Source organism: Paenibacillus sp. sgz302115 (assembly GCF_056120445.1).
Window position 1 is genome coordinate 141,798 of record NZ_JBVYOK010000011.1, and the last position, 24,190, is coordinate 165,987.

Here is a 24,190-nt window from a genome sequence, read left to right on the forward strand (position 1 = left end):
CGAATTAAAATAAAAATAGGAGAACCGTGAGTTTGGATGGGCGATCTGAAATAACGGCAGAATTGCCGTTGTTCAAGCGGTCTCGGAGGATTCGATCTGAAGTAACGGAATTGCCGTTGTTCAAGCAGTCTCGGGGAATTCGCTCTGAATTAACGGCAAAATTGCCGTTGTTGAAGCAGTCTCGGGGGATTCGATCTGAAGTAACGGCAGATTTGCCGTTGTTCAAGCGGTCTCGAGGGATTCACCCTGAAATAACGGCAGATTTGCCGTTGTTGAAGCGGTCTCGAGGGATTCGATCTGAAGTAACGGCAGAATTGCCGTTGTTCAAGCGGTCTCGGAGGATTCGATCTGAAATAACGGCAGATTTGCCGTTGTTCAAGCGGTCTCGGGGGATTCACTCTGAATTAACGGCAGAATTGCCGTTGTTGAAGCGGGAGTATTTATTTATGAATCTCTAACTCACTGATCCAAAAAAAATCCGCAAGCGATTGTCCTTAAGTAATAGCCAGCGAAAGATTGCTACGACAAAAAGCCGTACAGAACAAAAATCGCTCTGTACGGCTTTTATATGTTGGGCCTTGCAGCCCCGCCAATTCTAGTACCGCGTTACCCCATCCTTGGTAACCAGTGCGAACACAAGCGGCTGCGGCGGAACGGGTTCGGAGGAGATCAGGTAAGCTTCCAGCACCTTGGCTTCCGCTTCCTGCACCTTGTTCGCTCCGGCGTCGTTCACATGCAGCACGGCAAGCGTTTCGCCTGCGGCTACCGCATCGCCGACCTTCTTGGATAGCTGGATGCCGACTGCCAGATCAATCTCCGATTCCTTCGTTTCGCGTCCTGCTCCAAGCAGCATGGCAGCGATGCCGATCTCCTCGGCCTGGATGCTCTCCACACATCCTGCGGTCACTGCCTTCACTTCGATGAAGGTCCGTGCAGACGGCAGTGTCTCAGGGGATTCGACCTGTGTAACATCTCCGCCCTGCGCTGCAACGATTTGCTTGAACTTGGCGAACGCGCTGCCGTCCTCGATATGCGACTTCAGAATCGAACGCGCTTCCGTCTCGTCCTTGGCTTTGCCGCCGAGCACCAGCATTTGGCTGCCGAGAATCAGGCAGACCTCCTCCAGATCCTTCGGCCCGTGGCCCTTCAAGGTTTCGATGCCTTCCTTGATTTCCAGGGCGTTGCCGATGCCGTATCCGAGCGGCTGGTCCATGTCGCTGATGACCGCAACCGTGTTGCGGCCAAGATGCGTGCCGATATCGACCATGGCCTGGGCCAGGGCGATGGAATCGTCCAGCGTCTTCATGAACGCACCGCTGCCGGTTTTGACATCGAGCACGATGGCATCTGCGCCGGCGGCGATCTTCTTGCTCATGACGGAGCTGGCGATCAGCGGAATGGATTCCACGGTTGCGGTCACATCACGCAGCGCATACAGCTTCTTGTCCGCTGGCGTGATATTGCCGGACTGTCCAATAACCGCCGCGCCGATCTCGCCAACCTGAGTGAAGAAGCGTTCGCGGTCCATCTCCACAGAGAACCCGCTGATGGATTCCAGCTTGTCGAGTGTGCCCCCGGTATGTCCCAGCCCGCGGCCGGACATTTTGGCGACCGGCACTCCGGCGGATGCGACCAGCGGTGCAAGCACAACCGTTGTTTTATCGCCCACACCGCCGGTGGAATGCTTGTCCACCTTGATGCCAGCAATCGGACTAAGATCAACCTGATCGCCGGACATGGCCATTTCCAGGGTCAGATCGCCCGTTTCGCGCGCGTTCATCCCTTGGAAATACACCGCCATCGCCCAGGCCGAAATCTGGTAATCGGGAATTTCACCTTTGCTGTAGCCTTGGATCAGGTAGGCGATTTCCTCGCGGCTCAGCTCGCCGCCGTCTTTCTTCTTCTGAATCAGGTCAACAGCCCGCATTATGCCTGCACCTCACGGACAAAAGCGCGCACCAGGCCGATAAATTTCGGCTTCGTCAGGTTCGCCACCTTCACCACCTGCTCATGCGTCAGCGGCTCAAGCTCATCGCCAATCGCCATATCGGTGATACAGGTAATGCCGAGTACGCGTAGTCTGCTGTGGCTGGCAACAATCACTTCAGGCACAGTGGACATGCCGACGGCATCTCCGCCGAGGTAGGCGAGCATTTTCAACTCCGCAGGGGTTTCGTAGGTTGGACCGCTGATTCCGGCATAGACGCCTTCCTGCAGCACAAGCGTTTCGCCGTCCACACCTTTCACCTCACCTGCGAGCTTTTTAGCCAAAGCAATATATTCAGGATCGTACGCACGGGACATATCCGGGAAACGCACACCCAGCTCCGGATCATTCGGTCCGATCAGCGGGTTGTCGCCGGTCATGTTCAGATGGTCCGTAATCAGCATGAGATCACCGGCTTTGAACGCACGGTTCATGCCGCCGCCAGCATTGGTAATCACCAGTGTGCCAACGCCCAGCTTCGCCAGCACATATACCGGCAGCACAACCTTGCGCATAGCGTAGCCCTCATAATAGTGGAAACGGCCCTGCATAATAATAACGTCCTTGCCTTCCAGCTTCCCAATCACGAACCGTCCGGCATGGCCTTCAACCGTCGAGCGAGGAAAATGAGGAATTTCTTCGTACGGCAAGTACACTGCATCCTCAATTTGGTCGCCCAGATCGCCCAGACCCGAACCCAGAATAAGCCCGATGGTTGGGGAGTAGGCTCCCAATTTGGATTTGATATATTCAGCCGCTTCTTTGACCTGCACACCATAAGGGGCGTTAGCTTGTTGTGTCATATGTTGATCCTCCCGGATATTAATTGTGAAATGTTAAAAGATAACCAGCGCGCGTCCAGGCCTACATCTTCGGAATAAACGCCAGAACCAGCTTCAAAAAGTGCTCGCGCACCCGTTCTGCCGTCTCCATAACCTCCGCATGGTTCAGCGGCTGATCCAGAATACCGGCTGCCATGTTGGTGATGCAGGAAATGCCCAGCACCTCAATACCGGCATGGCGGGCAACAATCGTCTCCGAAACCGTGGACATGCCCACTGCATCTGCACCCTGGCGGCGCAGCATCACGATTTCGGCAGGTGTCTCATAGCAAGGTCCGAGAAGTCCGGCATACACGCCCTCCTTGAATTCAAAGCCCTGTGCAGCCGCAGCCTCCTTAGCCGCTGCAATCAGGCGCGGGCTGTAAGGGGTGGACATATCCGGGAAACGCACGCCCAGCGCATTGTCGTTGGGTCCGATCAGCGGATTGCGTCCGGTCAGGTTCAGATGATCGGTAATCAGCATTAGATCGCCGGGTGTGAAATCCGTGTTGACGCCGCCGGCAGCATTGGTCACCAGCAGGCTCGTTACACCAAGCTCCTTCATTACGCGTACCGGAAAAGCCGTCGTCTCCGGGCCATAGCCCTCATACATGTGAAAGCGGCCTTTCATCATGACCACACGGCGGCCTTCGATCATGCCGATCAGCAGCTCACCCTCATGTCCTTCCACCGTGGACACCGGGAAATGTGGAATTTCGTTATACGGAATCACTACCTCATCCGTGATCAGATCCGCCAGAACGCCAAGGCCGGAGCCGAGAATAAGGCCGATTTCCGGGGCAACCGTACATTTATCCTTAATATAAACTGCTGCTTCTTGAATGTTGCTCTGGGTCACTATGCTCATGGTCATTGCCTCCTGAAAGTTTTGTCTTACTTCAATTCTGCCAAAAAGCTTGTCCCATACTTCGGCGCCTTCGCCCCGAAGTTGTCGGCAATCGTTGCCGCCACATCCGAGAAGGTCTGGCGGATGCCCAGGCTGGCCGGAGCCGTGAATCTTGGGCTGTAGATTAGCAGCGGCACATACTCACGCGTATGATCCGTTCCGCTGTGGATCGGGTCATTCCCGTGGTCTGCCGAGATGATCAGCAGATCATCTTCGGTTAAAGTGGACAGCAGCTCAGGAAGCGCCCGATCAAATACCTCCAGCGCACGTCCATATCCTTCAGGATCACGGCGGTGGCCGAACAGGGAGTCGAAGTCTACCAGGTTGGTGAACAGGAAGCCGTCAAACGGCTTGCGCAGCTCCGCAATAGTAAGCTCAATCCCATGCTCGTTGCTTTTTGTCGGATAGGCTGCCGTAACCCCTTCACCGGTGAAAATATCATTTATCTTGCCGACGGCAATCACGTCCTTGCCGATATCCTTCAGCGCGTTCATTACCGTTGCCTCCGGCGGCTTCACCGCATAGTCATGACGGTTAGGTGTGCGCACGAAATGCCCCGGCTCGCCAACATATGGGCGGGCGATAACGCGGCCTACAGAGAATTCAGGAGCCATTGTCAGCTCGCGGGCGATTTTGCAGGCGTTATACAGCTCGTCCAGCGGAATAATATCTTCATGTGCGGCAAGCTGGAACACGCTGTCTGCGGACGTATACACGATCCATGCGCCGGTCTTCATTTGCTCTTCGCCGTACTCCACCAGAATCTCCGTACCGGAGGCTGGTTTGTTGCCGATCACCTTGCGGCCGGTCGCAGCTTCGAATTTCTCGATCAGCTCGGCCGGGAAGCCGTCCGGGTAGGTGTTGAACGGGATCTCAATCTTCAGTCCCATCAGCTCCCAGTGGCCGGTCATCGTATCCTTGCCTACCGAAACCTCCTGCATTTTACCGTAGTATCCGGTTGGGGCAGCTACGGGCTCAAGTGGCGGCAATGGCGCAATATTCGCAAGTCCAAGCTGCTGCAGATTAGGAAGCTTCAGCCCCGGAACCCGCTCCAGAATATGTCCCAGCGTGTGGGACCCTTTATCTCCAAAACCTTCGGCATCCGGCGCTTCACCGATACCTACGCTATCCAGCACAATAAATCCGACTCTTTTAAATGAGGACATGCTGTCTCACTCCTTCGTTGTATGCATCACTCAATATATTTCCATCATAACGGTCTTACTCACAAAAAGCATCTTTTAGAGCCCGGTGCCGGGCATCTTTCACTACGCTATGGTGCGCATCCAGAATACTTTGGGTCATCACGCCCGTGGATGATGGCTCTCATAGACTTCCTTCATATTCTTGCGGGCAATGCCGCTGTAAATCTGGGTGGTCGAGATGTCGGCATGGCCAAGCATCTGCTGCACTGAACGCAGGTCGGCTCCACCCTCCAGCAGATGCGCGGCAAAGGAATGCCTTAACGTATGCGGTGTAATATCCTGCTCTATGCCCGCTTCCCGGGCGTATTTCTTTATGATTTTCCAGAAGCCCTGCCGGGTCAGCCGTCCGCCCAGACTGTTCAGGAACAGGGCCGGCTCCTCCGCATTGCCCCGCAGCAGCTTGTCCCGCAGCCCGGCGGCGTACGCCGCAACGCACTCCGCAGCGATAGTGCCAATCGGAACAATCCGCTCCTTGCCGGAAGCTCCGGTGCAGCGGACATACTTCATTTCGGTGTGCACATCGTCCACGTTCAGCGAGATCAGCTCCGACACACGGATGCCGGTTGCATAGAGCAGCTCCAGCATCGCTTTATCGCGCATACCCTGGGGAGTGTCCCCGCCCGGAGCACCCAGCAGCCGCTCGATCTCCCCGACACTCAGCACCATTGGCGGCTTGTTGCTTGGTTTTATTTTGTCCATATCCATCGTCGGGTCTTGCATGGTCAGACGTTCCTTCAGCAAATAATGAAAAAAGGCACGGAGTGACACCGTATTCCGGTTCACCGTTGCGGCTGCCCGCCCTGCCCCTCGTTGTGCCGCAAGATACAGCATGATATGCGACCTTCTGATCTCTTCCGGCGACGCCAGCCCCCGCTCCTCGGCAAAATCCAGAAACTGCGAAATATCCCGCCCGTAGGATTCCAAGGTGCTTGGCGACAAGCCCTTATCTTCGGACAGATACTGCATAAACGGCTGCAAATGTGACTTCATCAATCCACGCTCCTGTCTTACTCAGGCTGCACTTCACGGGTCTGCAACATTTAGGCATGGGGTCCGGCGGCAGGCTCCGTATGATTAAGCCAGGCCTGGCCCCGCCTTAGCTTCATTCGACAGACTTTTAGCTTTTTCCTGCTTGTGGAGGAGTATTCACTCCCCATACCAGTAATAGAACCGCAGTCTCTCGCCTGTGTTCAGTCCCTCACCGCTGCGCGGAGCCTCCTGAAAGGCCTTGACGGCAGATCCTTCCGGTATTTCGTAATTCTCAATCGGGCTAATCCAGCCGCTGATCCAGTTCATGGCATAATAGGCAGAACAACTGAGCGCAACCAGCAGTGTCATAAAATACAGCCGGCGCACCGTTTTTGGCACAGAGACGATCATATGAATGCCTCCTTTTTCGGCAGTAGGCCTGCCTGAAATAGCGTTCGCAAGACTCGTCCTTCAATGTATGCGCCGGGGACTGAAGTTATGTATGAAGCCTTTGTACATCACTTAAAAAGCCCCCTCCGGTACGTTGCACCGGTGAGAGCTTATGTGGTAGATCATCATCTATAAGCTTATTCGGAAGTATTGCCGTCCGTATTATTCTTATCCTTGCAGCGGTGGCAAATTCCGTGGAAATCAAGTCTATGATCAAGAACCGTAAAATTAAATTCCTGCTCCAGCCGCTCTTCCAGCGGGCCCAGCCAATCCTCACGAATCTCATCCATTGAGCCGCATTGCACACAGATGAGATGATGGTGATGATGCTTCGCCGTATCTGTCCGCAGATCATAACGGGCAACGCCGTCTCCGAAATTAATCTTCTCTACGACATGAAGCTCGCTCAGCAGTTCCAGGGTACGGTAGACGGTGGCAAGACCGATCTCCGGAGCTTTTTCCTTCACCAGCATGAATACGTCTTCTGCACTCAGATGATCTTCTTCATTCTCGAGCAGAACTCTTACCGTCGCTTCCCGTTGGGGCGTAAGCTTGTATCCTTGGGATTGTAGCTGTTGTTTAATCTTATCTATCCGTGCTTCCATTGTCTGCCTCCCCCTTGGAAAATTACCGCACCGGCATGAAATCACTTCTTCCATTATAGAGGGAGTCGCTTTGAGAAGTCAAACGCTTTTAGAACCTTACATTTCTGTTGTAAAAAAAGTTGCACTCGGGCTATTTTCCGATAATTTTACTCACAGCATATAGTCGCTTTACCCCTTCAGTACCTGCCCATCCGCCTGCACTTGCCAAAATAATGTTATGGAAAAGCTTCATAGCTATAGAATAAGCCATTGAACTAATGATGATCTCAATCACAAAAAACCTCAGGACATCCCCCTTGGTTACAACGTAGACTTGGAATTCTTGATTATGAAGATTTGGTCTCATTATCCACCTCTATAGTGTTTATGTAACCAATATGCTTCATTATGTTTGTCTAATTCCGTTTTCAGGCATTATTAACAAGCATTGGCGTAACCCAGCGCATCATCGACGGCGTAACCCAGGCCTCAAAACTGGAGACCCCCAGCACAAGCACCACCATCCCGAGAGATAACATCGTATACATCGCAAATGGACGGGTGACTAGAGAACGCCGCTGGCCCAGCACCCGGCTGCGGATCATCTGCAGAGAAAAGCCAATCGCCGCCGCACTGCATACGAGCAGCACCGGAATCAGCACGAGATTATGCGGCGCAACTGAGACCAGCGCGAACAGCATGCCGTGCCACGAATACTCGCTGACGAGAGTACCGACTGTAAAGCCGATCAGCACTCCTTTAAGAAAATCAAGGATCAGTATTCCCGGCAGCCCGATCACAGACAATCCGAGAATCCAGATCAGCCCGATCCACTTCAAATTTAGAACGGCAATCTCCCAGTAGGAATCCGGTGCAGCCGGCAGTCCCTGCTGATCGACAGTAACGAAGAAATTGCCTAAGTAATCTCCAAGCTCCTGCTGCTGATCCAGAGTCAACGCACTGACAATCAGCGCCCCGAAAACAACCCCAACCAAAAACAATACCGCAACAAAAATATAAAGAGGCGTCTGCTCCTTCATCATCAGCCGCAAGCTGCGCATCGGGACGTTCTCCTTTCCGGTCATATGTTACACCATATGAAGAAACCTCCCGCTCTATGACTTGTCCCCGGCAAGAAGGGGCTTGCCGATGCTGGCGCTCGCCCGGGCTTTCATGCTCGCAGTAACGGCAGAAATGCCGTTGTTGGGGCGTTCGCGGGCTTTCACGCTTGTAGTAACGGCAATTATGCCGTTGTTGGAGCTCTCGGGGGCTTTCACGCTCGTAGTAACGGCAGAAATGCCGTTGTTGGGGCGCTCGGGGGCCTTCACGCTTGCAGTAACGGCAATTATGCCGTTGTTGGAACTCCCGGGGACTTTCACGCTCGCAGTAACGGCAATTATGCCGTTGTTGGAACTCCCGGGGGCTTTCATGCTCGCAGTAACGGCAATTATGCCGTTATTGGAGCGCTCGCTGGCCTTCATGCTCGCAGTAACGGCAATTATGCCGTTGTTAGAACTCCCGGGGACTTTCACGCTCGCAGTAACGGCAATTATGCCCTTATTGGAGCGCTCGCGGGCCTTCACGCTTGCAGTAACGGCAATTATGCCGTTGTTGGAACTCCTGGGGACTTTCACGCTCGCAGTAACGGCAATTATGCCGTTACTCTTGCTCCCACTCGCCTCCACCCCCGCCCCCAAAACCAAAAATCGCCCCACCCGCAGTAACCCTGCTGATGGGACGATCCTTTATTGCTCATTGCAGCTTGTAGCTACTCTTTGGGTTTCAGCACCTTGCCGTAGGTTCCGCCGCCGCCTGAGGATAGCTCAAGCGTGCCGGAACGGGCCAGGACGATCTGTCCGGCAAGCTCGGCTCCGATAACGGCGGCAAGCTCGGCTTCGCTAGCCGTGTGCAGAATCTTCATCTCCGTGCCAAAAGCCTGCAGCAGCGCCTCCAGCTTACGTTTCCCAAGACCCGGAATGAACTCAAGCGGCACCTGGTAATGGTAGGCTGGCCGGTGAGCGGGAATCGACGGCTGATCCCGGTCCGCGATAGCCAGAATCCGGTCAAATACGCCCTGCACCAGCTTCTGTCCGCCGCAATACGGGCAGCGCTCCGACGTGGCATAAGCCTCGTCGATAATGCTGCCGCAGCCTGCACAATACGTGCGGTGGTATTTGCCAAGCCGGGGATTCAGCCCGAAATTGGCGCTGACCCGCCGTCCTTCCCGGCGCTCCAGTGCCAGCCGCAGCTCACTGAACGAAGGCTTGGCCATCTCGATAACGTTGTATTCACGGCCGATTTTACCCAGAGAATGGGCATCGGAATTGGTAAGAAACGTATAGCGGTCAAGCTCGGAAATATATCCGGCCATTTCGGAATCGGCGCTTAGCCCCAGCTCGACCGCAGCGATGCGCTCCAGGTCAAACAGCTCCGCCATCCGCTCCGCAGCACAGCCGTACAGCCCTTTATGCGGCGTAAAAATATGAGCCGGAATCAAAATACCGCCCCGCCCGTAAATCTCATCCTGCAATTCCCGGGCAGGAGCATACAAGCGCTGGGAGCTGAGATTAACATTCCGCATATGCTTGGCCATCCAGCCGCTGAAATTCTCCATGGCCGCAAGATCCGGCATAAAGGCGAGGACATGGCATTCTTTTCGCCCAGGCTCACGGATTTCGATTTCCGCCCCCAGCAGGATCGTCGTCCCCCGGTAAGCAATTCCGCCGCCCTCCGCTTCGGTCATCTCACCGGAATCAAGAAGCGCGCGGATATCCCGCAGCACACCCGGAGAGTGGCTGTCGATAATGCCGATCAGCTCTATCCCCTTGCGCTCCGCCGCTTCTTTGGCAATGCCTGCGAAGGTGAGGTCGCGGCTGCCGCTGATTTTGACCGCTTGCCCTTCCGAGGTACGTCCAATGTGCACATGCAGGTCGCAGTAGTAGCTGGACAGCTTAGCTTCTAGTGCCATTGGCCTGTCAGCGTGTACAAATGCCAGGCGTACACTGCCATCATCGTCTTGGCGTCGGCAATACGCCCGTCTGCAATATATTGATACGCTTCTTCAAGCGAAAGCTCGGATACCTCCAGAAATTCATCCTCATCCAGCGCCATTTCCCCCGGCTGGGCATTATCCGTCACATACAAATGGATAATCTCATCGGCGAATCCGGGTGAGGTGTAGAACGATTTCAGCAGCTTCAGGTCGCCGCTGTGGAACCCTGTCTCCTCCTGAAGCTCGCGTCCTGCCGCTACCAGCGGGTCTTCGCCCTTATCCAGCTTGCCTGCGGGAATTTCCACCTCAGTGCGGTGCATCGGCTGGCGGTACTGCTCCACAACCAGCATTTTCCCCTGGTTCAGCGCGAGCACTGCCACGGCCCCCGGATGCTTCACGACTTCACGAGTTGCGGTATTGCCGTCAGGCAGCTTGACCGTATCCACCTGCAGCGTAATGATTTTGCCCTCGAAAATCGGCTGTGTGGACAGCGTTTCCTCATCGAGTAAAGGGTTGCGGTTGATTTCAGCTTTTTTCATAGATTCATGGTCTCCTTTGGCTTCGATCTGCATAGGGTGTATTATAGCAAACTTAAGAGGAAAGAAGGAATGCAGGATGAACGACCTCCTTGTCCGTACAAGCTCCTCCGGCGTTACAATGATCGGCAGACCGGAAGAAATCAAGGCCAAATTGGCCGGGTGGATCAAGCAATATGGGCGTGATATGCCGCTGGCCTACATCCTGCTGCTGCACTCTGAATCCCGGAGCAACCCTTACAAGGCCGGATAATCTTCCGCTTGCGGTACAGGTCTCAGCAAATTCAGCAGGCGTGCAAACATAAGGAGCTGTTCCCGGGGATAACCCACGGAGACAGCTCCTTCATGCTCTCCAGAGCCGCGAACGCTGCCGGAATTAGCCCTTTACGCTTTCTTTTACAATCGCTACAACAAGCTCAGCCACTTTGACAATATCTTCGGCCTTGATCCGCTCCTTGGTGGTGTGAATATGCTCATAGCCGATGGCCAAATTCACCGTTGGAACCTTATGGCCGTTGAACACATTGGCATCGCTGCCGCCGCCGGAATGGAACAGGCGTGTAGTCAGGCCAAGAGAGGTGATCGCTCGGTCGGCCAGTTGTACGACAGGATCATGCTCAGTGAAGTTGAACGCCGGATAAATAATCTCACTGCTAAATTCGCTTTGCGCACCGTATTCACGGGCCGTAGTCTCCAGCGCTTCACGCATGGAAGCGACCTGCAGCTCCACCTTCTCCTGCACAATGCTGCGCGCTTCCGCATCAAGCTGCACATAGTCGCAGACAACATTAGTCGGACCGCCGCCTGCAAATTTCCCGATATTGGCCGTGGTTTCACTGTCAATGCGGCCAAGCTTCATCGCTGAGATCGCCTTGCTGGCAACCTGAATGGCACTGATGCCATCTTCGGGATTTACGCCCGCATGAGCCGATTTGCCGAAAATCTGCATCTTCACTTTCGCCTGGGCCGGTGCGGCAACAGCAATCGCCCCCACCTCGCCGTTGGAGTCCAGGGCAAAGCCGAAATCCGCATCAAGCAGCTCCGGGTTCATGGACCGGGCACCCAGCAGTCCCGATTCTTCACCTGCGGTGATCACAAATTGAAGCTGACCATGAGGCAGCTTTTGCTCCTGAATGACGCGGATAGCTTCGAACAACGCAGCAAGCCCGGCCTTGTCGTCCGAGCCAAGAATCGTGCTGCCGTCGCTGGTAATCCAGCCGTCTTCCCCAAGGGAAGGCTGAATATTTTGCCCGGGAACCACAGTATCCATGTGGCAGGTGAACAAAAGCTTCGGTGCGGCGGCTCCGTCCACCGCAGGCCAGGTAACGAGCAGATTGCCTGCTCCATGACCCGTGCGTTCCTGTGAATCATCTTCAGCAGCGGTAAGGCCGAGGGCGCTGAATTTCTCCTTTAGAACATCGGCGATTTGCCGTTCGTTTCCTGTCTCACTATCAATACGGACAAGCTCCATGAATTCCTGAATCAAACGTTCTTGTGATATCATCGGACTTTCCTCTCTTTCCCGGATACGTTACAATAGTAATAATGTTTGAATTGATCTGTACGCTTTATCTTAAACTAATTTCAAAGGAGTCACACATGCAACATAAAAAATGGTTCCGTGTCTTTATCTACGTTATGCTGATCGCCATGATCGCCTCTACTGTGCTGGTTGTCCTAGAACCTTTCCTGGCCGGTTAATGACCGGGCTGCCCGTTAATAATAGCGTCCGGAAGCTCCGGACGCTATTTGACTTGTCATACATGTATAGTGTTCCGCTATTCCGTTCGCAGCAGCTCTCTATATGGAAAATGCTTCAGGAAATAAGGGACCAGCTCTCCCGCAACCTTCTCAAGGTCAAAAGATCGGCCAGCGCATTCCTCAAGCGACGTCACTCCGTACTCCGCTATGCCGCAAGGGATAATCCCCTGAAATCCCCGCTTTCCGATCCCTGCCGAGATGTTGAACGCAAAGCCGTGGCTGGTGATAAAACCTCTGCGGAGCTTGCTTTTGTTGAACTTGACCCCGATGGCGCAAATCTTCTCATCGCCGACCCATACACCGGTGTATTCCGGCTTGCGGCTCCCCACAATTCCATAGGCGGACAAAAAGTCAATAATAACGGACTCCAGTCGCCGCAGGTAGCCGTGAAGATCCACCTTGCCGTTCTCGCCAAGCCTCAGCAGCGGATAGCCGACAAGCTGGCCGGGGCCGTGATATGTAATATCTCCCCCCCGGTCGATCTCAAACAGCGTAATGCCTTGTTCCTTAAGCTGTTCAGCGCTGAGGAGCAGATGTTCAGGATGATGCTGTGAACCGATGGTATAGGTAGGCGGGTGCTGCAAAAGAATCAGCCGCTCGCTGGCCGCTCCGGCATCAATGGCCTGAACAGCTTCCTTTTGCAGCTCCCAGGCCGCACCGTATTCCATCAGGGGCAGATATGAAACTTCCAGTAGGCGTATGTCCGGGCTGCTCATGCTTTTCAAATCCCCTTTGTATTCCAGTCTCCTGTTGCTGGGCCAAACCTTATATTAATACAACTGGCTATCCGGTGTGTAGGCTTCCACATTATCCTTGACACGCTGCAGGAAGCGGCCGCAAATGACTCCGTCCAGAATCCGGTGGTCCAGGGACAGGCAAATGTTGGCCATAGAGCGTATGGCAAGCATATCGTTGATCACAACAGGCTTCTTCACAATGGATTCAAAGGTCAGAATGGCTGCCTGCGGATAGTTGATAATCGGGTAAGACAGGATGGAACCGAAAGATCCGGTGTTGTTGACGGTAAAGGTGCCTCCCTGCATATCCTCCAGCCGCAGCTTGCCTTCACGGGTCTTAAAGGCCAGCTCCTCGATTTCGCGGGCAAGCCCGGCGACATTTTTCTGATCCGCTTTTTTGATGACCGGCGTCATGACAGAATCCTCCGTGCCGACGGCAAGCGAGATGTTGATATCGCGTTTGACGATAATTTTATCAACGGCCCAGACCGAATTCATAATCGGGTAGTCCTTGAGGGCACTGACGACAGCCTTCATCAGAAAAGCAAGATAAGTCAGGTTGATGCCTTCCTTGCGCTTGAATTCATCCTTCAGCTTGTTGCGCAGCACGACAAGATTGGTCACATCGACTTCGATCATCGTCCAGGCATGCGGAATCTCCGAGACACTCTGGCGCATCTTGGTAGCGATGGAGTTGCGGATCGGGGTTACATCAATCAGATACTCCGAGCTGCTGCCCCGCCCGCCTTCCACTTCGATTGTGGGAATCCGCGGCGTTTCGCTGAGATGCAGGCCGGAATGGCGGACTGGCGCAAGCACCTCCTGCACATCTCCCTGAATAGGCTGCTGTATAGCCGTAGGCGCTTGCTGTACGGCAGAAGCTGCCGGTGCAGCAGCAGAACCTGCGGCAGATACGCCGCCGTTCTCCAGGAACGTCAGCACATCCTTACGCGTGATGCGTCCGCCGAGACCGGTTCCCGGCACAGCCGCAAGGTTAATGCCGTGCTCTGCGGCAAGGGTCTGTACCGCCGGGGAATAACGCGAGCGCATCGGTGCGCTGGCATCAAAACCGGCGGCAGGCACAGCGGGTCTGCCCGCTGCCGGAGCGGGGCTTGGTGCAGCCGGGCGGGACGCTGCCCCACCCTGAGGCGCAGCGCTCACCGCAGGCGCTTCAGCAGCGGGTGCTGCCGGTGCGCTTGGCGCGGCAGAACCGGCTACGGCGATGCGGGCGATAACCTCGCCCACGCTGACCGTCTGGCCTTCTTCGGCCAGCAGCTCCACTAAAGTACCGTCCACAGTGGCAGGAAGCTCTGCATTCACCTTATCCGTAATGAGATCACACAGCGGTTCATACTGCTCTATAGCATCGCCCGGCTTCTTCAGCCATTTGCCAATCGTTGCCGACACCAGCGACTCCGCGAGCTGCGGCATAATCACATCGGTCAGCTTGCTATTGTCAGACATGTTGTCACTCCTTAAAATTTGGTAAACATTTGCCTATATGGACACCCATGCCGCTCTTTCGCGGCACTTCAGATGATTGTCCGGACATCATTATTTCAGGATGGCTCAGTACTGCGCCAGACGCAGCATTTCGGCCTTGACCTTATCCTTGCTCAGCATGAAGAACTTCTCCATCGGCGGGCTGATCGGCATCGCCGGCACGTCAGGTCCGCAGAGGCGGAAGATCGGCGCGTCCAGCTCGAACAGGCAGTGCTCGGCGATAATCGCCGCCACTTCGCCGCCGATGCCTCCGGTCTTGTTGTCCTCATGGACAATCAGGACCTTGCCGGTCTGCCGGGCGGCGGCAATGATTGCGTCACGGTCCAGCGGCTGCAGGGTGCGCAGATCGAGGATGTGCGCGGTAATGCCTTCCTCGCGCTCCAGCTCCTCCGCCGCCTGCATCGCAAAATGCAGCGGCAGGCTGTATCCGATCACCGTAATATCGCTGCCTTCACGCAGCAGATTCGCTTCGCCAATTGGAACGGTGTAGTCGCCTTCCGGCACATCTTCCTTGATCAGCTTGTAGCATTTCTTGTTCTCGAAGAAGATTACCGGATCGGGATCACGCACAGCGGCCTTGAGCAGCCCTTTGGCATCGTAAGCCGAATAAGGGGCTACAATCTTCAGTCCCGGCGTGCCGAAGAAGATCGACTCCGGACATTGGGAATGATACAGCCCTCCAAAAATCCCCCCGCCGATAGGCGCACGAATAACCACCGGACAGTTCCAATCGTTATTGGAGCGGTAACGGATTTTGGCCGCTTCGCTGATAATCTGATTGGTTGCCGGCAGCATGAAATCGGAATACTGCATTTCGGCAATCGGCTTCATGCCGTACATCGCCGCACCGATCGCTACACCGGCAATCGCGGATTCCGCCAGCGGCGTATCCATCACGCGCTCCGCTCCGAACTGCTCCTGCAGCCCTTTGGTGGTGGTGAACACGCCGCCCTTGACGCCGACATCCTCCCCTAGCACGAATACCGATTCATCGCGCTCCATCTCTTCCTTCATTGCCAGCCGGATGGCATCAATATATTCCATCATCGCCATGAGTTACGCTCCTCCTTTGAGGTCAGATTCGCTGTACACATGCAGCAGCGTATCTTCCGGTTTCGGAAACGGCGCATTTTCAGCGTATTCAATAGCTGCTTTCAGCTCCAGATTGAATTCGGCAACAAGATCGCGTTCCTTCTCGTCGTTCCATAATCCAAGGCCGGTCAGATAGTTGCGTAAGGCAGCGATGCCGTCCTTCTTCCAGTTGGCATCCACTTCCTCCTTGGTCCGGTAAGCCAGATCGTTGTCCGAAGTGGAATGCGGAGACAGGCGGTACATCATCGCTTCAATCAGCGTCGGGCCTTCTCCCGCAAGGGCGCGCTCACGCGCTTCCTTCACCACGCGGTACACCTCCAGCGGATCATTGCCATCCACCCGGATGCCAGGGAAGCCATAGCCCAGCGCACGGTCACTGACCTTGCCGCCAAGCTGCTTATGAACCGGAACAGAGATCGCATACTGATTGTTCTGGCAAAAGATTATTACCGGCAGCTTATTCACCCCGGCGAAATTGCACGCTTCATGGAAATCCCCCTGGTTGCTGGAGCCCTCCCCGAAGGTGACGAAGGAAACAAACTTCTTCTTCTGCATTTTGGCAGCCAGTGCGAAGCCTACGGCATGCGGCACCTGGGTTGTCACCGGACTTGAACCGGTCACAATCCGCAGACGTTTGCTTCCGAAGTGGCCCGGCATCTGCCGCCCGCCGCTGTTAGGGTCCTCTGCCTTGGCAAATACGGACAGCATCAGCTCCCGCGTGGTCATTCCCACGGACAGAACAAAGGCATAATCACGGTAGTAAGGTAAAAAATAATCGTTCTCCCGGTCCAGCGCAAAAGCCGCCGCTACCTGCGCCGCCTCCTGGCCGATGCCCGAGACATGGAAGTTGATCTTTCCGGCGCGCTGCAGCAGCAGACTGCGCTCATCGTATTTCCGCCCCATCTGCATATATCTGTACATATCGATGACCTGGCCGTCACTGAGTCCAAGCTGCTTATGTCTGTTAACGGTTTCTACAGTACCTTGGGATTCCATATGAGGTACCTCCTAAAAATTTTGTACTTTGTGCAAAACCGACTGGCAAGCAACACTACAACGAAGTATATGCCCTGATCTTAAAACCAGGTACTAAATCTCGCTCCAGTACATTATAATCCCTTTCCAGTCAAAAAGAAAAGCCAAGAAAAGCCGGTATGGAGCTATTTAGACGCATAACGCGCCTTAAGCTCCCTCCGGCATTCGCTTCTTGGGCCTTGATCGTTTGCTAGAATCCGATTGCTCTTCCATCCACGGCCAGCATCGCTTCGCCGATAACCTCGGAGAGCGTCGGATGGGCATGAATCGCCTCGCCAACCTCCCAAGGTGTGGCATCCAGCAGCTGCGCCAGCGCTGCCTCGCCGATCAGATCGGTGACATGCGGGCCGATCATCTGTACGCCGAGAATATCGCCACTGGCACGGTCGGCAACCACCTTGACGAAGCCGTCCTTCATGCCGTAGACAATGGCTTTGCCGATGGCCGAGAACGGGAACTTGCCCGTAACCACATCAGCCCCAAGCGCCTTGGCCTCTTTCTCCGTGTATCCGACGCTTGCTACCTCAGGCCGTGTATACACACAGCGTGGTACCAAATGCGGATGATACGGATGGAGCGTCTCGCCCGCCAGATGCTCTACCGCACGGATGCCCTCGTGGCTGGCCGCATGGGCCAGCTGCAGTCCGCCGATGCAATCACCGATGGCATAGATATGCGGCTCTGCCGTCTGCATGTTGTCGTTAACTTCAATGACGCCTTTGTCAAAATGAATATCCGTATTCTCAAGTCCGATGTTCTCCACATTCGCGACTCTGCCGACAGACACCAGCAGCTTCTCCGCAGACAAGCTCTGGCTCTGCTCCCCTTTGCGGGCCTCAATGGTGATCCCGGATTCCGTAATTGTGCAGGTCTCAGCATCCACCGTTGTTCCGGTCAGCACCTTGACGCCGCGTTTCTTCAGCAGACGTTGCAGCTCACGGGCAACCTCTTCATCTTCAAGCGGCAAAAGCTGCCCGGCGGCTTCCACCACCGTGACCTGCACCCCGAAATCTGCCAGCATCGAGGCCCACTCCACACCAATGACTCCGCCGCCCACAATGATAATCGAAGACGGCAGTTCCTCCAGCGTCAGCGCTTCTTCACTGCTCAGAATCACCTTACCGTCCGGCTTCAGCCCCGGCAGCACGCGCGGACGGGAGCCTGTAGCGACAATGAGATTGGTTGAGACCACCGTCTCCATCTCGCCATCCTCCAGCTCCACAGCCACCGCGCCGCTGCGCGGAGAGAAAATCGAAGGCCCGATAATGCGCCCCTTGCCCTTAACCACCTGGATTTTATTTTTACGCATTAGAAACTGTACGCCTTGATGCAGCTGCTCCACCACAGCCTCCTTGCGGAGCTGCACCTTCGGGAACACCAACTGCACTCCGGTTGTTTCTATGCCGTAGCTCTCACTTTCTTGTATCTCAGCGTATACCTCGGCACTGCGCAGCAGCGATTTGCTGGGAATGCAGCCGCGGTGCAGACAGGTTCCGCCCAGTTTGTCCATTTCGATGACCACGACGGATTTCCCGAGCTGTGCTGCACGGATTGCCGCCACATATCCTCCGGTCCCTCCGCCAAGTATGGCCACGTCACATGAAATAGTCATGATATGTATCCTCCAGTTCTTACTCACAAGTCTAAACAGCCTATACCATTGTACTCTCTTTTACATCCATAACAAAACTTACAAACGTCATATATACATGGACTTTTATTTATTAAAGCGTTATCATATGGGTGAATTCAGAGGCATCAAAAGATGAGGGGGACGCTAATGAAACTGCTCATTTCACGCTTTATTGCTATTCTGATTCTGGTTGTTCCCGGCCTGCTCGCAATGAAGGGCTTCCTGATGATGAAGGATGATATCTTCAATTACATCTCCATGCACGGCGACGACAGCGCCACGCCGGTGTTTGCCTGGCTGCATTTCGGCGGCGGACTGCTGCTGTTCCTGGCCGGAATGAGCTTCCTCGGCGGCTGGATTCTGACCCGTGACCGCAAGCGCAACTATGTGGGCCCCCGGTTCAAGGAGAAGCAAAAAGCCCAGCAGCCCCCTTCACCGGATGCAACAGCTTGACCCGCTCTACTTTCCTCTCACATTTGTCTATTCGTAGAGCGCATCCCGCAGTCGTGTAGACATGGATGTGGACTGCCCTTTCAAAATGGCCCGGCGCAGCGCCTTGTTGCTGCGGTTCATTTCCGCCAGCTCATCCAGCATCTCCGTCACAAGGCTTAACGCATCCGCAGTCAGCTCCCCATTTTCCTGCAACTCCGCTATTCTTTCTTTATAACTGTCCAAGTTCTCTGTCAACTGTAAGCCCTCTTTCTGTGAACGTTCTCTGTCCAAATTCATAACCAGCGTTTATTATAGCACTCTCTGCCCATTCCCCGAAATGTTTTCACTGGCTACTTTTAGGGCGAGTATGATACTCTATTAAGGTCGCATTTTTCGGATGATGATGCATCAGGCTGATTAACGAAAGGATAGATGGACGTGGCACAGTTGTTTTTCAAATATGGGGCAATGAACAGCGGCAAATCCATTGAGATACTCAAGGTTGCGCATAATTACGAGGAGCAGGGCAAATCGGTGCTCATTTTTACTCCATCCATTGACGACCGGGACGAAGTCGGGTACATCTCCTCCCGCATCGGGCTGCGTAAGCAGGCCATCCCTATCGACGAGAATACGGATATTTATAATATTGTCAGCAGGAACCTGCCCAAACCCCACTGTGTATTGATAGATGAATGTCAATTTTTGACCAAAGACTGCATTCTTCAACTGGTACGGATTGTGGATGAGCTGAACATTCCAGTGATGGCCTTTGGGCTGAAAAATGATTTCCAGAACAATCTGTTCGAAGGCAGCAAGTACATGCTGATCTACGCCGACAAAATTGAAGAAATGAAGACGATCTGCTGGTTCTGCGAACGCAAGGCAACGATGGCGCTGCGCGTCGAGAATGGCAAACCCGTCTACAGCGGCAAGCAAATCCAGATTGGCGGAAACGAAGCCTATTACCCGGTATGCCGCAAATGCCACAAGAACCCGCCGCTCTAAAATAGTGCAACGCAAAAAGCATTCCTGCGCCCTCTTTGGGCTGGAATGCTTTTTTTGGGTTGTATACGGGGCTTTACTGCAAATAACGCTCCTTAAGCACAGTCATATGATGCAGCTCATGCCCGATGATGACACAGGCAATCGCTCTGACGGAAATAGGAGCGTTGCTGGCTGTGCCCATCCGGGTCCAGGCTTCTTCAGGCAGGCTCTCCAGCAAAGCAAGTGTGGACTGCCGTACCAGCTTGTAATGCTGTACCATTTCTTGCAGCGTGAACCGGTCAAACTCCCCTGCCGCCGCATAGCTATTTTCCTCATAGCCAGGAAGCGGTGCTTGCTCACCTCTAGCAATAGCAAGTAGACGATAAGACATAATGCGGTCATTGTCCGTCAGGTGGCCGATCAGTTGCTTAATGCTCCATTTGTCCGGCGCATACCGGTAGCTTCCCTGCTCCTCGGTCAGTCCACCCAAAAGCTCAAAAATCAGATTGGACTGCACCCTAAGAATGGTTGCTAGATCCCCTTCGGAAGGCACCAAAGAAACGTAACGGGCCGTATAATCACTGTATTCGCTTCGTTCTGGACGCTGAATCATAGAATTACCCCCTCTATTAAAATTTTAAATGAAATTCCTGCCGAAAAAGCAAGAAATGCTGTTGTTGTATTTTATTTCATTATGTATAATATTTGCAAGATTAAATAATAGTTACTCTGATCTTTGGGAGTGTACGCATGCTGGAATTTGTGCTATTTATGGTGTTTTCGGTATTGGAAAGCTCCGCTTTGTTTTATCTCGGATTCAAAATTTTTAAGATCGACCTTTACCCGAAGGAAATCATCTTTGCAGGTTTGATTATGGGATTCTTTTCGCATTTCATTCGAGTAACTAACGGATTACCAGAGTTAGACGTCTTAATCCAATATACACTTGTTTTTTGCTTTTTGTGGTTATTATTTCGAATACATATTTTTTATGCGGCAATTATGACTGGTATGTCATATCTCTTATACATGCTTATTCAATCCACCCTTTATTTATTAATGAATACTACTAATATTTTTACTATTCGACTGTTTGGAGCTTCTGTAGGAATGTACTTTTTACAGGTCATTTCTGCCCTGTTAGCATTCGTTGTTGGTTTTTATATTAATAAAAAAAGAAAAGGTTTTGACTTTATTCCTGACAAGCCTGATGAGAAAATTCTTGTCGGCAAGCATGAAAAAATATTATTTGCATTAAGTTTCCCCTCTATACTGCTTGTAATTCTCATGATCTATTTCTTTGAAATCTATTCAAAATTTTTTGTTTTGGTGCCTCTGTTTTACGTTTTACTACTATTTGGATACCTTAATTATTCAATAAAAAAGAACCGCGGTGAGGAATTTTGAACAGCCTGGCTATTAAGTTATCTGTCGCCATTAAGCGAGCAAACCCCGAAGAAACATGTTCCATTGAAATTATGCAATATGCGTTAAATATCATTCTTAACACACTTTTAACCTTTCTAGCATCCCTTACTATAGGCTGGTTGTTTAACAATTTGTTTGAAACTTTTATTTTCTTTTTAAGTTTTTCTATTTTGCGTATCTGCTCTGGCGGAATTCACTTAAAGACGGCTGCCGCCTGCAATATTGTTACAACTTTACTATGTTCCCTTACTCCATTGTTGAGTGTTACAGGAAAACCCCTTTTAATAATCAATGCTTTCAGTTTAGTAGTGATGCTTATTTTCGCGCCAAATCCTGATAAAAACGCCCAAATTCCAATCCGCTGGTTTCCAGCCTTAAAGATAATTTCAGTAGGGCTTGTTAGTTTGAACTTTCTGATTAATTCGTCTGTAATTGGATTGGCCTTTATAATCCAATCCTTAACAGTAATCTCTTGGAAAAGGAGGTTTTGACATGAAAGCATCAGTGGCCAAACATGCTTCTTTAGCGCTTCAAGCTTCCGCCCGTGTATTTGCATCTATTATGAAAATTGGATTGCACAGTCCAGAAGCCCCTAAAGAACTGCGGAAGTAATCATACAAGGATGGGGAGAACATGCGGGTCTTGCTAAACGACGGAGCCTCCCGGGATATCCGGGAAGAAGATATATTGTATTTCTCCAGCTATAAGAATGCAATATTCGTCCATACGAAAGAAGGCGAGTTTGTTCTCCCTACTACACTTTCAGATCTTTTGAATGCTTATAAGGGCAATGGCTTTGAACGTCTTGACCGAAGCAATGTCGTAAGTCTCAACCAAATTGACTGTTATGACTCCGAACGAAAGATTGTTACGTTTCAACAGGGAGAACAATTTGCTACAGTATCGGAACCTAATGAACCACGGCTCAAACGATTTTTAGCTTCTCGAAAAAAAGATTCATCCGAATCATCAAAATGATGCCTTTAAAACAACAAGTCCGATACCGCTTAGGTGTCGGACTTGTTGTTTTGACCAGGAACGTACTTTTATACATATAAAAGTTAAAATAAACCAAATATTATCCCATAACATCCATGAATTGTAAAGAAATATTCGCAGGGCGAATGCCAGGGGACGGATTGTCTTCCAAATGGTACCATTTAGGATAGGTCGCAGTATTTTTACAATCTACTAAAATAACCGATGGAGGAATCTAATGGATTATTACTTTCATCCTTCTCCGCGCCCCTCATCCCTGGAGCTATTGTCTGACGAACAATTGTTGAACATCTACGAATTAGCGGTGGAGGCTAACGCTTCACCTGATTTTATTGAGATTATCCAAACCGTTCTCACCGGAAGAAAATTGAACGGTACCGATCACTTGGATGCTTAATCGTTATTATTTCAGCACTCCCACATATACACCTTTCCAAGCGTAAAACAGCCAGCCTGCACTTTATTGTGTAGACTGGCTGTTTTTTTGTTATTTTACAGGAACGGATGTAATGGATACCTGAGTTTTGGAAGAGGAGAATGTCGCAAAAAAAGCCTTTTGCGCTGCAGCATCATACCCTATGAAGTGAGCCGTACTGTTTGAGGCAACCGCTGGTGCAGGCTGATTTGACAGTACGCTACGACCAGTCAGATCATACAGTGACCAGGTGTTGGTCAGCAAATTTTTGACATACATCTGCGAGCCGAAGAGTTCACTCTCCCAGCCGGAAACTGCATCAGATTTCTCTTCAAACGTACCTTTCAGCATCACAGTTGAGGCTGCGGTCTGCAGATCAATCAAGCTTAGCAGCGGCTGCTCCTTACCAGAATCGGGGTGCTCAACGTTAGCAGGGAACGGGTCTTGATACCACCAGTTCGTAGTCACCTCAAGCTTGCTGCCCGTGATCTGGAGATTCAGAAAGGGGTTCTGATCAATCTCAAGTGTACGCTGCGACTTATCTTTCATATTCACAATAGTTAGATACCGCTGGCTGCCCATAATCACTGCACCGTCATATTCCAGTACAAGATAAGGCGAAGAAGAAGCTCTCCAGTCTATCGCATTGGAATATTCATAAGCGGTATCCTTGTAGGTAGAGTCAAATGACGCTTCAGCCTTGCGCCAAGGTGCCTTATAGACGGAGAACAGCTTATCCCTTTGCACCCACACCTGTTCAGGCGTATTTGCTGCTGAGGAAGTCCACTGGGCTCTTCCCTGCTCACCAAGCGGAATGTTGATGAAGCTCTTCTGCAGCAGTCTTCCGTCTGTGGAGAAGCTATATTTCAGAATCTTCCGTTCCTTCGAACGGGTCAGGACAATTAATTTATCCGGATGGCTTAAGGTTTTCACATCGAGGATCGGCTCGTCAGCGCCTATGCTTAGATTAAGCGTTTGTTGTGTTCTAGTATTCAGTAGAGTACCATTCAGTATTACATTTCCCCCGCCCGCAGCTACAATACTGGTTCCGTCAGTAGTCAAGACCTTATGGGAAAGCTTGAGAACGGTGGCACCTGAAGCCGAGACCGGGGAAGCAAGGAGCACAGCAGAGATAAAAATAATAAAAGCCGTGAGTTTACGCATGCAACTTCTCCTTTTGTACCCTGAAACAAGACAATGAAGAACTACTCGATGAACTCCGTTTTGAAGACATTTTCCAGCTTACCGCCCAATCTTTTTTTCAGCGGAACCTTAACGTCACGGCTCAATTCCTTGAAAAAGGTGTCCGCGTCGCAATTCACATTCCGCGCCATCGCAATGATGATTCCGTCACTCACGATATTCTGGTTCACTTCAAGCGGCACATCCACTTCAATGTCATACTTCTTGGTTAATGTTCTGATGTATCTTGCGAAAATCTCCAGCAGCTCTTCGTTGTTAAAATTCTCTATCGCCGCTTTGCCTTTACTGGTAAATTTCATGTTAATTCTCATTATGAATATCCCCTTTTAACCATTTTTATTGTTTGAGCGTGGATCAAGATGAATAGATGGCTACAAGAAAGGGCAACATTATTCATTTTCAAAAGCTGACAGTCACTTCACTTCTAATCATAACACAACAGAACAATTCATGTTTCATAATAACAGTTATTCCCTTAATCAATTTGGAATAGTTGCCGATATAGCTTGTACAT

Annotated in this window: 30 protein-coding genes; 8 read left to right on the forward strand and 22 right to left on the reverse strand. The window is 52.1% G+C overall.

All coding sequences use genetic code 11. The features are described from left to right. Positions 1-595: 595 nt before the first annotated feature. The 12 genes from AC0LWN_RS20265 to AC0LWN_RS20320 form a co-directional block, all read right to left on the reverse strand. Complete coding sequence (locus AC0LWN_RS20265; RefSeq protein ID WP_474668465.1) at positions 596-1,927, reverse strand: pyrimidine-nucleoside phosphorylase; 1,332 nt, start codon at positions 1,925-1,927, stop codon at positions 596-598. Continuing rightward, complete coding sequence (locus AC0LWN_RS20270) at positions 1,927-2,790, reverse strand: purine-nucleoside phosphorylase (RefSeq protein WP_458964133.1); 864 nt, start codon at positions 2,788-2,790, stop codon at positions 1,927-1,929. Before AC0LWN_RS20270 ends, AC0LWN_RS20265 begins: the two co-directional genes overlap by 1 nt. A gap of 61 nt (positions 2,791-2,851) precedes the next feature. Then, positions 2,852-3,676: a purine-nucleoside phosphorylase gene (locus AC0LWN_RS20275; RefSeq protein WP_474668468.1), complete on the reverse strand. Its 825-nt coding sequence runs from the start codon at positions 3,674-3,676 to the stop codon at positions 2,852-2,854. Between the two features lie 26 nt (positions 3,677-3,702). After that, positions 3,703-4,881, reverse strand: a complete 1,179-nt coding sequence (gene deoB, locus AC0LWN_RS20280) for a phosphopentomutase (RefSeq protein WP_474668470.1) — start codon at positions 4,879-4,881, stop codon at positions 3,703-3,705. Positions 4,882-5,019: 138 nt separating this feature from the next. Next, positions 5,020-5,910, reverse strand: coding sequence for a site-specific tyrosine recombinase XerD (xerD, locus tag AC0LWN_RS20285; protein WP_474668472.1), 891 nt, complete (start codon positions 5,908-5,910; stop codon positions 5,020-5,022). A 156-nt stretch (positions 5,911-6,066) separates the two neighbouring features. Next, on the reverse strand, positions 6,067-6,300 hold the full coding sequence (locus tag AC0LWN_RS20290; RefSeq protein ID WP_474668474.1) for a DUF4227 family protein: 234 nt from the start codon (positions 6,298-6,300) through the stop codon (positions 6,067-6,069). A 176-nt stretch (positions 6,301-6,476) separates the two neighbouring features. Next, positions 6,477-6,944 (reverse strand): ferric iron uptake transcriptional regulator, encoded by a 468-nt coding sequence (gene fur, locus AC0LWN_RS20295; protein WP_458964128.1) that lies wholly within the window; start codon positions 6,942-6,944, stop codon positions 6,477-6,479. A 130-nt stretch (positions 6,945-7,074) separates the two neighbouring features. Continuing rightward, entirely contained in the window at positions 7,075-7,290 is a 216-nt protein-coding gene (locus AC0LWN_RS20300) for a hypothetical protein (RefSeq protein ID WP_474668477.1), read from the reverse strand. A gap of 61 nt (positions 7,291-7,351) precedes the next feature. Then, a complete protein-coding gene (gene spoIIM / locus AC0LWN_RS20305) occupies positions 7,352-7,984 on the reverse strand; it encodes a stage II sporulation protein M (protein ID WP_474668479.1) in 633 nt (210 codons plus the stop codon). A 54-nt stretch (positions 7,985-8,038) separates the two neighbouring features. Further along, entirely contained in the window at positions 8,039-8,626 is a 588-nt protein-coding gene (locus AC0LWN_RS20310; RefSeq protein WP_474668481.1) for a hypothetical protein, read from the reverse strand. Between the two features lie 65 nt (positions 8,627-8,691). After that, positions 8,692-9,891 (reverse strand): endonuclease Q family protein, encoded by a 1,200-nt coding sequence (locus tag AC0LWN_RS20315; protein ID WP_474668483.1) that lies wholly within the window; start codon positions 9,889-9,891, stop codon positions 8,692-8,694. Further along, a complete protein-coding gene (locus AC0LWN_RS20320) occupies positions 9,882-10,454 on the reverse strand; it encodes an NUDIX domain-containing protein (protein WP_458964124.1) in 573 nt (190 codons plus the stop codon). Before AC0LWN_RS20320 ends, AC0LWN_RS20315 begins: the two co-directional genes overlap by 10 nt. Before the next feature lie 76 nt (positions 10,455-10,530). Between AC0LWN_RS20320 and AC0LWN_RS20325 the strand changes: the two genes are divergently transcribed. Then, positions 10,531-10,704: a hypothetical protein gene (locus tag AC0LWN_RS20325; protein ID WP_474668486.1), complete on the forward strand. Its 174-nt coding sequence runs from the start codon at positions 10,531-10,533 to the stop codon at positions 10,702-10,704. A 123-nt stretch (positions 10,705-10,827) separates the two neighbouring features. On the opposite strand, the gene AC0LWN_RS20330 is transcribed toward AC0LWN_RS20325, so the two are convergent. Next, positions 10,828-11,955: a M20/M25/M40 family metallo-hydrolase gene (locus tag AC0LWN_RS20330; RefSeq protein ID WP_474668488.1), complete on the reverse strand. Its 1,128-nt coding sequence runs from the start codon at positions 11,953-11,955 to the stop codon at positions 10,828-10,830. A 95-nt stretch (positions 11,956-12,050) separates the two neighbouring features. On the opposite strand from AC0LWN_RS20330, the gene prli42 reads away from it, so the two are divergent. Next, positions 12,051-12,152: a stressosome-associated protein Prli42 gene (gene prli42 / locus AC0LWN_RS20335; RefSeq protein ID WP_474668490.1), complete on the forward strand. Its 102-nt coding sequence runs from the start codon at positions 12,051-12,053 to the stop codon at positions 12,150-12,152. A gap of 77 nt (positions 12,153-12,229) precedes the next feature. Here the strand turns inward: prli42 and lipB are convergent, their stop codons facing one another. The 5 genes from lipB to lpdA form a co-directional block, all read right to left on the reverse strand. Next, positions 12,230-12,928 carry a lipoyl(octanoyl) transferase LipB gene (gene lipB, locus AC0LWN_RS20340; protein ID WP_474668492.1) on the reverse strand — a complete coding sequence of 233 codons (699 nt, stop codon included), beginning with the start codon at positions 12,926-12,928 and terminating at the stop codon, positions 12,230-12,232. 54 nt (positions 12,929-12,982) lie between these two features. After that, on the reverse strand, positions 12,983-14,413 hold the full coding sequence (locus tag AC0LWN_RS20345; RefSeq protein WP_474668494.1) for a dihydrolipoamide acetyltransferase family protein: 1,431 nt from the start codon (positions 14,411-14,413) through the stop codon (positions 12,983-12,985). 105 nt (positions 14,414-14,518) lie between these two features. After that, positions 14,519-15,505, reverse strand: coding sequence for an alpha-ketoacid dehydrogenase subunit beta (locus AC0LWN_RS20350; RefSeq protein ID WP_019909710.1), 987 nt, complete (start codon positions 15,503-15,505; stop codon positions 14,519-14,521). A gap of 3 nt (positions 15,506-15,508) precedes the next feature. Then, entirely contained in the window at positions 15,509-16,540 is a 1,032-nt protein-coding gene (locus tag AC0LWN_RS20355; protein ID WP_474668496.1) for a thiamine pyrophosphate-dependent dehydrogenase E1 component subunit alpha, read from the reverse strand. Between the two features lie 229 nt (positions 16,541-16,769). Continuing rightward, positions 16,770-18,191, reverse strand: coding sequence for a dihydrolipoyl dehydrogenase (gene lpdA / locus AC0LWN_RS20360; RefSeq protein ID WP_458964117.1), 1,422 nt, complete (start codon positions 18,189-18,191; stop codon positions 16,770-16,772). Between the two features lie 168 nt (positions 18,192-18,359). Here lpdA and AC0LWN_RS20365 point away from each other — a divergent pair, with 168 nt between their 5' ends. Beyond that, on the forward strand, positions 18,360-18,665 hold the full coding sequence (locus AC0LWN_RS20365; RefSeq protein WP_474668499.1) for a DUF2627 domain-containing protein: 306 nt from the start codon (positions 18,360-18,362) through the stop codon (positions 18,663-18,665). 27 nt (positions 18,666-18,692) lie between these two features. Here AC0LWN_RS20365 and AC0LWN_RS20370 read toward each other — a convergent pair whose 3' ends face one another. Continuing rightward, complete coding sequence (locus AC0LWN_RS20370) at positions 18,693-18,899, reverse strand: hypothetical protein (protein WP_474668501.1); 207 nt, start codon at positions 18,897-18,899, stop codon at positions 18,693-18,695. 183 nt (positions 18,900-19,082) lie between these two features. On the opposite strand from AC0LWN_RS20370, the gene AC0LWN_RS20375 reads away from it, so the two are divergent. Then, positions 19,083-19,652, forward strand: a complete 570-nt coding sequence (locus tag AC0LWN_RS20375; RefSeq protein WP_474668503.1) for a thymidine kinase — start codon at positions 19,083-19,085, stop codon at positions 19,650-19,652. Positions 19,653-19,725: 73 nt separating this feature from the next. Here AC0LWN_RS20375 and AC0LWN_RS20380 read toward each other — a convergent pair whose 3' ends face one another. Next, a complete protein-coding gene (locus AC0LWN_RS20380; protein WP_474668505.1) occupies positions 19,726-20,244 on the reverse strand; it encodes a DinB family protein in 519 nt (172 codons plus the stop codon). A gap of 137 nt (positions 20,245-20,381) precedes the next feature. Here AC0LWN_RS20380 and AC0LWN_RS20385 point away from each other — a divergent pair, with 137 nt between their 5' ends. From AC0LWN_RS20385 to AC0LWN_RS20400, 4 genes are all read left to right on the forward strand, one after another. Continuing rightward, the gene (locus AC0LWN_RS20385) at positions 20,382-21,038 is read left to right on the forward strand and encodes a hypothetical protein (RefSeq protein WP_474668507.1); all 657 of its coding nucleotides are present in this window, start codon (positions 20,382-20,384) and stop codon (positions 21,036-21,038) included. Then, positions 21,035-21,550, forward strand: a complete 516-nt coding sequence (locus AC0LWN_RS20390) for an accessory gene regulator ArgB-like protein (protein ID WP_474668509.1) — start codon at positions 21,035-21,037, stop codon at positions 21,548-21,550. Before AC0LWN_RS20385 ends, AC0LWN_RS20390 begins: the two co-directional genes overlap by 4 nt. A 142-nt stretch (positions 21,551-21,692) precedes the next feature. Continuing rightward, on the forward strand, positions 21,693-22,037 hold the full coding sequence (locus AC0LWN_RS20395; RefSeq protein WP_474668511.1) for a LytTR family DNA-binding domain-containing protein: 345 nt from the start codon (positions 21,693-21,695) through the stop codon (positions 22,035-22,037). Positions 22,038-22,275: 238 nt separating this feature from the next. Then, a complete protein-coding gene (locus AC0LWN_RS20400; protein ID WP_019909694.1) occupies positions 22,276-22,455 on the forward strand; it encodes a sporulation histidine kinase inhibitor Sda in 180 nt (59 codons plus the stop codon). Positions 22,456-22,545: 90 nt separating this feature from the next. On the opposite strand, the gene AC0LWN_RS20405 is transcribed toward AC0LWN_RS20400, so the two are convergent. After that, positions 22,546-23,637 carry a hypothetical protein gene (locus tag AC0LWN_RS20405; protein WP_474668513.1) on the reverse strand — a complete coding sequence of 364 codons (1,092 nt, stop codon included), beginning with the start codon at positions 23,635-23,637 and terminating at the stop codon, positions 22,546-22,548. A gap of 41 nt (positions 23,638-23,678) precedes the next feature. Further along, entirely contained in the window at positions 23,679-23,987 is a 309-nt protein-coding gene (locus tag AC0LWN_RS20410) for a hypothetical protein (RefSeq protein ID WP_474668515.1), read from the reverse strand. Between the last annotated feature and the right edge of the window lie 203 nt (positions 23,988-24,190).

Excerpts from the sequence above, each read along its gene's own strand:
- AC0LWN_RS20265 (WP_474668465.1), bottom strand. The coding sequence starts at position 1,927 with ATGCGGGCTGTTGACCTGATTCAGAAGAAGAAAGACGGCGGCGAGCTG.
- AC0LWN_RS20270 (WP_458964133.1), bottom strand. The coding sequence starts at position 2,790 with ATGACACAACAAGCTAACGCCCCTTATGGTGTGCAGGTCAAAGAAGCG.
- AC0LWN_RS20275 (WP_474668468.1), bottom strand. The coding sequence starts at position 3,676 with ATGAGCATAGTGACCCAGAGCAACATTCAAGAAGCAGCAGTTTATATT.
- deoB (WP_474668470.1), bottom strand. The coding sequence starts at position 4,881 with ATGTCCTCATTTAAAAGAGTCGGATTTATTGTGCTGGATAGCGTAGGT.
- xerD (WP_474668472.1), bottom strand. The coding sequence starts at position 5,910 with ATGAAGTCACATTTGCAGCCGTTTATGCAGTATCTGTCCGAAGATAAG.
- AC0LWN_RS20290 (WP_474668474.1), bottom strand. The coding sequence starts at position 6,300 with ATGATCGTCTCTGTGCCAAAAACGGTGCGCCGGCTGTATTTTATGACA.
- fur (WP_458964128.1), bottom strand. The coding sequence starts at position 6,944 with ATGGAAGCACGGATAGATAAGATTAAACAACAGCTACAATCCCAAGGA.
- AC0LWN_RS20300 (WP_474668477.1), bottom strand. The coding sequence starts at position 7,290 with ATGAGACCAAATCTTCATAATCAAGAATTCCAAGTCTACGTTGTAACC.
- spoIIM (WP_474668479.1), bottom strand. The coding sequence starts at position 7,984 with ATGCGCAGCTTGCGGCTGATGATGAAGGAGCAGACGCCTCTTTATATT.
- AC0LWN_RS20315 (WP_474668483.1), bottom strand. The coding sequence starts at position 9,891 with ATGGCACTAGAAGCTAAGCTGTCCAGCTACTACTGCGACCTGCATGTG.
- AC0LWN_RS20320 (WP_458964124.1), bottom strand. The coding sequence starts at position 10,454 with ATGAAAAAAGCTGAAATCAACCGCAACCCTTTACTCGATGAGGAAACG.
- AC0LWN_RS20325 (WP_474668486.1), top strand. The coding sequence starts at position 10,531 with ATGAACGACCTCCTTGTCCGTACAAGCTCCTCCGGCGTTACAATGATC.
- AC0LWN_RS20330 (WP_474668488.1), bottom strand. The coding sequence starts at position 11,955 with ATGATATCACAAGAACGTTTGATTCAGGAATTCATGGAGCTTGTCCGT.
- prli42 (WP_474668490.1), top strand. The coding sequence starts at position 12,051 with ATGCAACATAAAAAATGGTTCCGTGTCTTTATCTACGTTATGCTGATC.
- lipB (WP_474668492.1), bottom strand. The coding sequence starts at position 12,928 with ATGAGCAGCCCGGACATACGCCTACTGGAAGTTTCATATCTGCCCCTG.
- AC0LWN_RS20345 (WP_474668494.1), bottom strand. The coding sequence starts at position 14,413 with ATGTCTGACAATAGCAAGCTGACCGATGTGATTATGCCGCAGCTCGCG.
- AC0LWN_RS20350 (WP_019909710.1), bottom strand. The coding sequence starts at position 15,505 with ATGGCGATGATGGAATATATTGATGCCATCCGGCTGGCAATGAAGGAA.
- AC0LWN_RS20355 (WP_474668496.1), bottom strand. The coding sequence starts at position 16,540 with ATGGAATCCCAAGGTACTGTAGAAACCGTTAACAGACATAAGCAGCTT.
- lpdA (WP_458964117.1), bottom strand. The coding sequence starts at position 18,191 with ATGACTATTTCATGTGACGTGGCCATACTTGGCGGAGGGACCGGAGGA.
- AC0LWN_RS20365 (WP_474668499.1), top strand. The coding sequence starts at position 18,360 with ATGAAACTGCTCATTTCACGCTTTATTGCTATTCTGATTCTGGTTGTT.
- AC0LWN_RS20380 (WP_474668505.1), bottom strand. The coding sequence starts at position 20,244 with ATGATTCAGCGTCCAGAACGAAGCGAATACAGTGATTATACGGCCCGT.
- AC0LWN_RS20385 (WP_474668507.1), top strand. The coding sequence starts at position 20,382 with ATGCTGGAATTTGTGCTATTTATGGTGTTTTCGGTATTGGAAAGCTCC.
- AC0LWN_RS20395 (WP_474668511.1), top strand. The coding sequence starts at position 21,693 with ATGCGGGTCTTGCTAAACGACGGAGCCTCCCGGGATATCCGGGAAGAA.
- AC0LWN_RS20400 (WP_019909694.1), top strand. The coding sequence starts at position 22,276 with ATGGATTATTACTTTCATCCTTCTCCGCGCCCCTCATCCCTGGAGCTA.
- AC0LWN_RS20405 (WP_474668513.1), bottom strand. The coding sequence starts at position 23,637 with ATGCGTAAACTCACGGCTTTTATTATTTTTATCTCTGCTGTGCTCCTT.
- AC0LWN_RS20410 (WP_474668515.1), bottom strand. The coding sequence starts at position 23,987 with ATGAGAATTAACATGAAATTTACCAGTAAAGGCAAAGCGGCGATAGAG.